This window comes from Clostridium sp. HV4-5-A1G (assembly GCF_900184915.1).
Lineage (GTDB): Bacteria > Bacillota > Clostridia > Clostridiales > Clostridiaceae > Clostridium_B > Clostridium_B aromativorans.
This window is the reverse complement of record NZ_FXYI02000344.1, coordinates 1-1209: the sequence shown is the minus strand read 5'-3', so window position 1 is coordinate 1209 and position 1209 is coordinate 1. Positions and strand designations below refer to the sequence as shown.

Annotated in this window: 2 protein-coding genes and 1 tRNA gene; all 3 read left to right on the top strand. The window is 26.0% G+C overall.

The genetic code is table 11. The features are described 5' to 3' along the window. Nucleotide 1: 1 nt before the first annotated feature. Nucleotides 2–77 (top strand) — tRNA-Ala (locus tag J5G60_RS18390). An 85-nt stretch (nt 78–162) separates the two neighbouring features. After that, the gene (locus tag J5G60_RS18385) at nt 163–666 is read left to right on the top strand and encodes an HD domain-containing protein (RefSeq protein ID WP_150358917.1); all 504 of its coding nucleotides are present in this window, start codon (nt 163–165) and stop codon (nt 664–666) included. 126 nt (nt 667–792) lie between these two features. Next, a partial coding sequence (locus J5G60_RS18380; RefSeq protein ID WP_207876637.1) for a transcription repressor NadR occupies nt 793–1209 on the top strand: 417 nt, incomplete at its 3' end.

Sequence of the window (1209 nt, the reverse complement as noted above, 5' to 3'; positions counted from 1 at the left end):
TGGGGGTATAGCTCAGCTGGGAGAGCATCTGCCTTGCACGCAGAGGGTCAAGAGTTCGAATCTCTTTATCTCCACCATCTTAGTAAAAGGAATTACAAATTTGTAATTCCTTTTGTTTTTTTATAAATTAATTATTATAATAGAATTAAAGGTGATAAATAAATGCTATTTTGTTATAGAATAAAACAATTTTATTGGGCACTCACTGCTAAAATCAATAGAGATGATGATAGTTTTATAAAAAGTATCCTAAATATAAATGAATTAAAATTATTTAGTAAATTATCTATTCAGGAACAGAAACATTCGGTAAAAGTAGCCTATGACGTACAAAGTATTTGTAATGATAAATTCGATAAGGTAAATATAAATTTGCTATTAAAAGCAGCACTTTTACATGATATCGGTAAAATATATAAGGAGTTGAATATATTGGATAAGTCTATTTTAGTATTAGGAGATAGATTTTCTAAAGGTAAATTGAAGAAATTTTCTAATAATACAAAAATAAAAGTATATTATGAGCATGCTAAATTGGGAAAAGAATTATTAGAGAAAATAGAAAATAATAGTAGGTTACTTTATTTGGTAGAAAATCATCATGATGAAAAAATAAATGATGATTTAGAGCTTGATATACTTAGACATTGTGATAAAAATAATTAAAAGAATAATTTTAATTGTATTTTAAAAAGTTTCTTCTATTCGTCTATAAAGTTATTCCAAATTTTATGATATAATAGTAATGTAAGTATAGTTGATTATTTCAAAAATATACTATGGGAGGTTAGTATGAACTCAGCAGATAGAAGAGTATGTATTAAAGAAATCCTTGAAAAAAGTAATATACCTCAAAAAGGTCATGTTTTAGCTGAAAAGTTAGGTGTTACTAGACAGGTAATAGTTAAAGATATAGCAATTTTAAGGGCTGAAGGCAAAAGTATAATAGCTACTCCAGATGGATATTTAATTCCAAAAGCAGAGAAGGAAATGGTTAGAAAAGTAATTGCTGTTTCACATAAAACAAGCGAAATGGAAGATGAACTTAAAACTATAGTTAAATTTGGGGGAAAAGTAGAAGATGTTATAGTGGAACATCCTGTATATGGAGAGATAAAGGGAATGTTAATGATAAAAAATTTATATGATGTAGATAATTTTTTAGATAAAATAAATAAATATAAAGCTGAACCTTTATTAATATTAACA